At 43.9% G+C, this 7516-nt stretch carries 5 protein-coding genes; 3 read left to right on the top strand and 2 right to left on the bottom strand.

Going from position 1 to position 7516, the window contains the following annotated elements:
- Positions 1-355: 355 nt before the first annotated feature.
- Positions 356-2389, top strand: a complete 2034-nt coding sequence (gene fusA, locus L2729_RS06620) for an elongation factor G (RefSeq protein ID WP_248987558.1) — start codon at positions 356-358, stop codon at positions 2387-2389.
- Between the two features lie 115 nt (positions 2390-2504).
- The gene (locus tag L2729_RS06615) at positions 2505-3419 is read left to right on the top strand and encodes a 4'-phosphopantetheinyl transferase family protein (protein WP_283104156.1); all 915 of its coding nucleotides are present in this window, start codon (positions 2505-2507) and stop codon (positions 3417-3419) included.
- Positions 3420-3500: 81 nt separating this feature from the next.
- Here the strand turns inward: L2729_RS06615 and L2729_RS06610 are convergent, their stop codons facing one another.
- Complete coding sequence (locus L2729_RS06610) at positions 3501-5498, bottom strand: alkyl/aryl-sulfatase (RefSeq protein ID WP_248987557.1); 1998 nt, start codon at positions 5496-5498, stop codon at positions 3501-3503.
- A gap of 161 nt (positions 5499-5659) precedes the next feature.
- Between L2729_RS06610 and L2729_RS06605 the strand changes: the two genes are divergently transcribed.
- Positions 5660-6574, top strand: coding sequence for a LysR family transcriptional regulator (locus tag L2729_RS06605; protein ID WP_248987556.1), 915 nt, complete (start codon positions 5660-5662; stop codon positions 6572-6574).
- A 39-nt stretch (positions 6575-6613) separates the two neighbouring features.
- Here the strand turns inward: L2729_RS06605 and queF are convergent, their stop codons facing one another.
- Positions 6614-7471 carry an NADPH-dependent 7-cyano-7-deazaguanine reductase QueF gene (gene queF, locus L2729_RS06600; RefSeq protein ID WP_248987555.1) on the bottom strand — a complete coding sequence of 286 codons (858 nt, stop codon included), beginning with the start codon at positions 7469-7471 and terminating at the stop codon, positions 6614-6616.
- Between the last annotated feature and the right edge of the window lie 45 nt (positions 7472-7516).

The following is a 7516-nucleotide window of genomic DNA, read 5'->3' as shown; positions in this document are numbered from 1 at the left end:
CGGTATCCGTTAATAATCTACTGGGACTTGATTACGTTTTTGTGACGAATGAACTTCGCGGGAATTCACCGTACATCGTAATTTAATCGGTATAATTTGACTACTGGATGAGCAGACTACATCAGGTTTCAGGGCAATACAATCACCTGGGACTTAATAATTACAGATACGACCAGATTCAGCGAACACTTGTAAGTTAAAGTGTTGTTTTGTGTGCCAAGTAGCATAGATAGGTTAAAGAGTGACCTAGGTCAAATATTGCACTTTATTACAAGTTTATACTTGGTGTTAACAACTCCGGAATATTGTCTTATTGAAAACACCTAAGTTTAATAATGTGATAAAGGAGGCCGTTATGGCTGAGTTCAACACTGAGCAGATCCGCAATTTGGCTGTGCTCGGACACACAGGATCAGGAAAGTCCTCGTTATTAGAAGCATTGCTGTTTCGTGCTAATGCGATAACCTTAAAAGGCAGGGTGGATAAGGGCACAAATCATGCTGATTTCACTGCCCAAGAAAAATCTCACCACCACAGCCTAGAACCCTCATGTCTAAACCTTGATTATGCCAACCACCACATCAATCTCGTCGATACTCCAGGCCTGCCCGACTTCTTTGGCCGTGCACTGTTGCCTCTGCCAGGTGTTGAGTCGGTGCTATTGGTGATCCATGCGGGTGTTGGTATTGAGACTGTTACCAAACGCGCATTTGAAGCAGCGCGTAGTCAAGGCAAGGTAGTGTTGATTGCGATTAACCATATTGATGGACATGAAGCTGGATTGGCTGAATTACTGGGCTGTATTCAACAGCAATTTGGCCATCGTTGTCTGCCGGTTAACTTACCCAATGTCGCAGTTGACCAAGTCGTTGACTGTTATCTCCATTGTGAAACTCAAGCTGAAACTGCCTTTATCGGAGCGCAGGCCGCACGGGATGAATTAGTCGATACAGTGCTTGAAGAAGATGAGCAACTTATGGAGTTGTACTTGGAGCAAGGTGAGTCGTTAACGCCGGAGCAGTTGCATGCTCCGCTTGAGACTGCATTGCGTATGGGACATCTAGTGCCTGTTTGTTTTACCAGTGCAGAACTCGATATCGGTATCGGCTCGTTGTTAGAGCTGTTAGTCAAATTGATGCCTAATCCACTTGAAGCCAATCCACCACAATTTGTTAAAGGCTTGGGCAAAGAAGCTGTACCGATTGATGTGAGTCAAAGTAAAAATGATCACGTATTGGCACATGTTTTTAGGGTATCAATTGATCCATTCTTCGGCCGAATGGGCGTATTTAGGCTTTACCAAGGCACGATCAATCTTGGAATGAAATTGTTTATTGGTCGCGGGCGTAAGCCCTTTAAAGTGAGTCATCTAGCTAAATTACAAGGGAATGAACTGGTCGATATTAGCCAGGCTATTCCGGGTGATATCTGCGTGATAGCCAAGATTGATCAACTCGAAGTGGGCGCAGTGTTACATGATAGCCACGATGAAGATGAGTTTCATCTACCAGAAATCAACTTGCCTCAACCCATTTTTGGCTTAGCTGTGTCGCCAAGGCGGCGCGGGGATGAGCAGAAGATCTCCGAAGTACTGCACAAGTTAGTGGCTGAAGATCCGAGTTTACAGATAAACCGAAGTGAGGCGCAGGGGCAAACCGTTTTACAAGGGCTGGGCGAACTCCACCTGAAAATTGCATTGGAAAAAGCGCAAACCTTGTTTAATGTTGATATGGAAACTGATATGCCAGCCGTTGCTTATCGAGAAACGATATTAGCAGAGGCTACAGCCCGTTTTCGCCATAAAAAGCAATCTGGTGGTTCAGGCCAGTTTGCTGAAGTCGAACTTAAAGTTGAACCACTGCGGCGCGGAGAGGGATTTGAATTTATCAGCAAAGTGGTAGGGGGGACTATACCGAGTCAATATATACCCGCAGTTGAAAAGGGAGTTCGCGAAGCCATGTTTACTGGCGCGCTTGGCGGGTTCCCGTTGCAAGATATAAAAGTGACAATACTCGATGGTAAGCATCACAGTGTCGATTCCAAAGAGATAGCATTTGTGATGGCGGGTAAAAAAGCTTTTATTGATGCAGTCGCATTAGCACAACCAGTAATTTTGGAGCCTATTGTCGATATGCAGATCTTGGTAGATCAAAGCCAGGTAGGGGACATTACTGGTGATATGAGTGCTTCTAGAGGCATTATTTGTGGTACTCAAGCTAAGGCTGGCGGCACGGTTGAAGTTAGTGTAGAAGCGCCATTGGCCAATGTTGGTGATTACTCCACACGGCTTAAATCGATGACGGGGGGGGATGGCGTTTTTTCGATGAGTTTTAGTCGCTATGGCATTATTCCTGATAAAGCATTTAAGGCTTTGGCGTTAAGTAAATAATCAACACGTTATGTAACATGTTACGGGGCTGCCAGCTATTTTGTGGTATGCCCCTCTGTTGTTTTACGGTAAAAGAGGCCACACTAACCCAATAACTTACTGTTTTGAGCTCCCATTGTCGTTTTATATCTCTAATCCTTCCTGCGTAAACTTGTATTTCTGCCCGTTATCATCTTCATTGATAGAGAATGAAATCGCGACGACAATTCGCTCATGGTTACCACAAGATGAAATAGACAAGGTCGATCGTTATATTCAGCAAACGGCTAAAGTACAAGGTTTGATGGTTCGCGGATATCTGCGGGCATTGTTGTCGTGCCACGGAAAATTAAACCCAGCTGATTGGCAGTTTGAATATGGTGAAAAAGGTAAACCGCGTTTAACGCAAGCTCAGTTTGAGCGAACAGGAATAGATTTTAATCTTAGCCATAGTGGCGATTGGTTGCTGTTAGCTATCCATCAACAGCCTGTAGAGGACAAGGTTCCATTGACACTGGAGCTGGGAGTCGATATTGAGCGCTGTCGCAGCAGTACCAATATCCATTCAATATTAAATCACTACTTCTCTGAGCCAGAAACCGCCGCGTTACTTGCTTTACCCAATGAGTTACAGCGTGATCGCTTCTTTGATTTATGGGCATTGAAAGAGTCTTATATTAAGGCCAAAGGGCTGGGGTTGGCGCTGTCGCTTAAATCATTCGGTTTTGACTTAAGCACAATGCAGCAGGGTGTATTGACCCTTAAATCGAGCGAACACACTAAATTTGGACGGCTAAATTCGGAATCTAATCAGCAGATGGTGTTCAAGCAAAGGGTTGCTTTACAGCTCTTTAGCAACAAAACAGAGGCTATGACTGCTACAAATGACGCGCTGGTGGAGGAAGCGGCCAATTGGCATTGTGCTTTGGGACATTTGGATGACGATTATCGCTTTGCTATCAGTGTTAAAGGGCGAAGTTGCCAACACGAACCCATCGAGTATGACGCCGAAGTGGCCACGATTAATGATGTTGTTAAAGCGATGGCTTAGCGCTGGGAAGCGGTGTCAATATGGCTGATAGAGAAGGGACGCGATATGCGTCCCTTGTGATGTTTTAGCTTTCTTGGCTCGTTATTTCTTAGGTGTTGGCACAATTTCAAATTCTGGATTGAATTCGACTAGGCTGCCAGCTATTTTACTAAAGGCTGTTTTGTCGCCTGTAATTTTGGCATCACCCGATGCAAGTAGTGCTTTGAGGGTTGTCTTGCCAAGTAGGATTTGGGTCACGTCTGATTTATTGACGATTAAGTTAGCATCTGCTGTTTGTTCATCATCCACCACATTGTTACTCAAGTTACCGTTGCTAAGCTCAATGTAGAGAATATTCTTGGTATCTGGCGTGATGATGTTCATCTTCACTAGACCGTGTTTCGCTGCTTTTTGGCTATCGATTTTCACGGCTAAAAAATCGAATAAGGTTGGCATATCCATCTCACTAATCACATCTGCTGATGCTGTTTTAGGAGCCCCTTTTTGAATGCCTACCCGCAGCTCTTGGGCGCCGGTTAAGTAGATGTTTCTCCAGCCTGCACCTTCTGATTGATAACCCAATTGCTCATAGGTATCGGCTAAAAGTTGTCTTGCGGTATCATTACTAGGATCGGCCATAATGACTTTGTTTAATGCTGTAGCAACAAAGCGATACTCCCCTTGGATGTAGTCACTTTGGGCTCGTTTAACCGTTGCTTCTGCGCCCCCCATGTACTCAACAAACTTGGCAGATTCTAACTTTGTTGTTAATGGATTTAAGTTGGCAGGGTTCATATCAAAGTAACCTAAGTACTTATTGTAAACCGCTTTGGCATTATGGCTATAGGTGCCGTGATAACCGTTGGTGTGCCAGGTTTTATAGACAGTCTCAGGAATAGTTGCTTGTATTGCATCGCCAATATCTTGAATGCCTACGCCATTATTGGCTAGCCTTAAAGTTTGGTTATGTACCAGACCATAATTATCACGTTGTAGGCGCAAGAATTGATTGACCTCTTCATTGCCCCAAACTGGCGCCGAATGTGCAGAAAATAGCACCTCAACTTTGCTACCAAAGGCAGTGATCATTTCGTTGATATCTTTTGACCATTTTAGTGCGTCCCGCACTTTTGCCCCGCGTAAGGTGTAGATGTTATGCATACCTTGGTAGGTCAGTTCGCCGCTCCAAAGTGCATTCTTTGAGGGAATAAAAGTTATCATCTCAGATTCTGCTTCAGTACCTGATGCATCCATAAACACCATTTCAAGTCCATCTATCTTAAGCGTTTCCCATTTGCCTTTACCATTTAAGGTGTAGTCTGGTGCGACATAGGTGATTTCACCTTTTGATAAACCTTTGCCCAACGCGGCATCGACAATACCGTGGTTATGCTTACCTAAAGTGGCCCCATATTGATAAGCAGCGCGGCGACTCATCGCGTTTCCAGCCAGTACGTTTTCATCAACAATCTCTTTGGTGATGTTGTGTGACCCATAGACTTTTACGTCAGGAAACATCTCTTGAACGCCGCGAGCGCCACCAAAGTGGTCAGCATGACTATGAGAATAGATCATGGCTACCACAGGAAGATCACTGCCTTCTGGCAAATGTTTTAGTGCGAAGGTCAGTGATGCTTTAGCCGCTTCTTTAGTCAGTAATACATCGTAAGCAATCCAACCAGAATCGCCCTTAATGAGAGTTAGGTTTGATAAGTCTGTCCCGCGTACTTGATAGATCCCGTCGCTCACTTTATATAAACCATTAGGCACCATATTCAGTTGAGCTTGACGATAAAGTGATGGGTTGACCGAATCGGGTGTTTGCTTACCAATAAAAGCAAATTCAGCTCGCAGAATGTCTGCAGTCGCTTTATCAAATTTTGCGATGAGATTCTTAGATGATTGCTCAAATGCGGTGGTATCTGCGAAGTTGAGCGTCTGGGCAACGGCTTGGTTATGCTTAATCGTATCTGCAGTCGCGGCCTTGCCCTCATAATGCACGGTTATATGGTCGTGTTCATGCTGTGCAGCATTTGCAGTTGAAGACAGACCCAGTGTTACGCTGCTGATGATCGCGATTGTAAGCGGAGATATTTTCATTGTGATTCCTCAAAGGTGACTCGTAGCTGGTTCATCGCTCAATTTTGGCCAGAACCTCGTCAATACAAATTGAATTGAGGCTAGTGTAGAGTGCTTGTGTTATTTAGTAATTATCGCTAGATTGCTAATTAATATTCACACTGTAAATAGTATTGAGAAATATGCCGCAAACAAAACAGTTTGACCTTAATCTATTTCCGGTATTTCTTGCCGTATATCGTTGCCGCTCATTTAGCCGAGCCGCAGAACAGCTAAATTTAACCCAGTCTTCGGTGAGTAATGCCATTAACCGTCTTAAAAAACAGGTTGATGAAGAGTTGTTTAATCGTGTTGGACGAGGGGTGGAACCTACAGCTGCCGGACATGATTTATATCAACAGCTGGATCAGCATTTCAATGCTATTGATGGTGTTGTTGCGGGTTTGGAGAAGTTTGACCCTAAAATACATCAGCGTGAATTCTACGTGTATGCCAACGAAGTGATAATGCAACTATTACAAGCGCCAATAGATAAGCTGACTGCTGACTTAGCGGTTGATATTATCTTTAAGGAGCCGCCATCCAATGAAGAGCAGTTACAGTCTGACTTGCAGTTTGAGCGTATAGATCTGGCCGTTGACATAATGAGCCAAATTCCAGTGGCGTTAAATGCAGTCCTGTTGATGCGCGATAAGTTGGTCTGTGTGGCGAGAAAAGATCATCCAAGGATCCAAGATACACTTAACATTAATGCCTATTTTGCTGAAAAGCATGTCATCTTCAAAATGCGGCGTTCAAATCTAGCAATCGCGGAGCTTTATAGCGAAGCCGTCATGCCGCAACGTAAAACCTATAGTGAGCAATCGTCGGTACTGACCATGTTAGCCACAGCATCAAAAAGCGATGCTATTGCCATCGCTTCCACTCATTATCTTAAAGAGTATGCAGAGCTGTTTAATCTGACGCAATACCCATTGCCTTTTGATACAAGGCCAATTGAGTACCATATGATTTGGAGTAAAAAGTTGCAGAGCAATAGAGCCAATGCTTGGCTAAGAGAGATGATAGCTTTACAAATGCGGGCGCTAGAGACTTAAAAAATAAAACCGAGCACTAAGGCTCGGTTTCGTTATTTCTTATTGTCTTGCTAAGCGTTGGTTCTCAGCTGGGTTTTCAAAATCGCTACGGTAAGGGTTGATATCTAATCCGCCACGTCGGGTGTAACGCGCATAAACCGTTAACTTAGTACATTGGCAAAAACGCTTTAGATCAACAAAGATACGTTCGACACACTGCTCATGAAACTCATTGTGCTGTCTAAATGAGATTAAGTATCTAAGCAGCTTTTCACGATCGATTTTGGGCCCTTGATAGCGAACCATTACCGTACCCCAATCAGGTTGAGAGGTAATTAAGCAGTTTGATTTTAATAGATTAGAGGTTAAGGTCTCGGCAACCATAGCTTTGTCATCAACACTGTCGACAAGGTAGTCGGGGTTAAAGCTATAGTCATTGACTTCAATATCCAAGTCATCGATACAGGTGCCTGGTAGCTCTACAATACGCTGATGGCTAAAGTTTTTTGGTTCAATCACTTTTACACTCACATCACCTTGCGCGCATTGGCATAGATCTTTGGTCAAGGTAGATTGTACTGCTTGTACATCATCAAATTGAGTTTGGTTAAAGCTGTTTAAATATAACTTAAACGACTTAGACTCAATTAGGTTGGTACTTTGAAAATCTAGGCTAAACTCCGCGATGGCGACCATTGGCTTACCTTTGGCATTTAGCCATGAAAGCTCATATCCGGTCCAAATATCACAGCCGTGAAACGGCAGTTCGGTAGTCAGGCCGATAGCGTCACGGTTCAACTTGCGTGGCACGCCCTGTAGTAAAGACGCATCATAATGTTCTTGGTAGCCTGTGGACTTTCCTAATGTAAGCTCTGAAAGTTCGGGTGCGTCACTATAGGGATCATGATGTTGTGTCATCAATACGGTTTCCATGGCAAAATAGACTCTTATTATAACTGATTT

The sequence above is a fragment of the Shewanella gelidimarina genome, assembly GCF_023283945.1.
Classification (GTDB): domain Bacteria; phylum Pseudomonadota; class Gammaproteobacteria; order Enterobacterales; family Shewanellaceae; genus Shewanella; species Shewanella gelidimarina.
The sequence above is the reverse complement of the archived record's forward strand: the minus strand, read 5'-3'. Positions and strand labels throughout refer to the sequence as shown.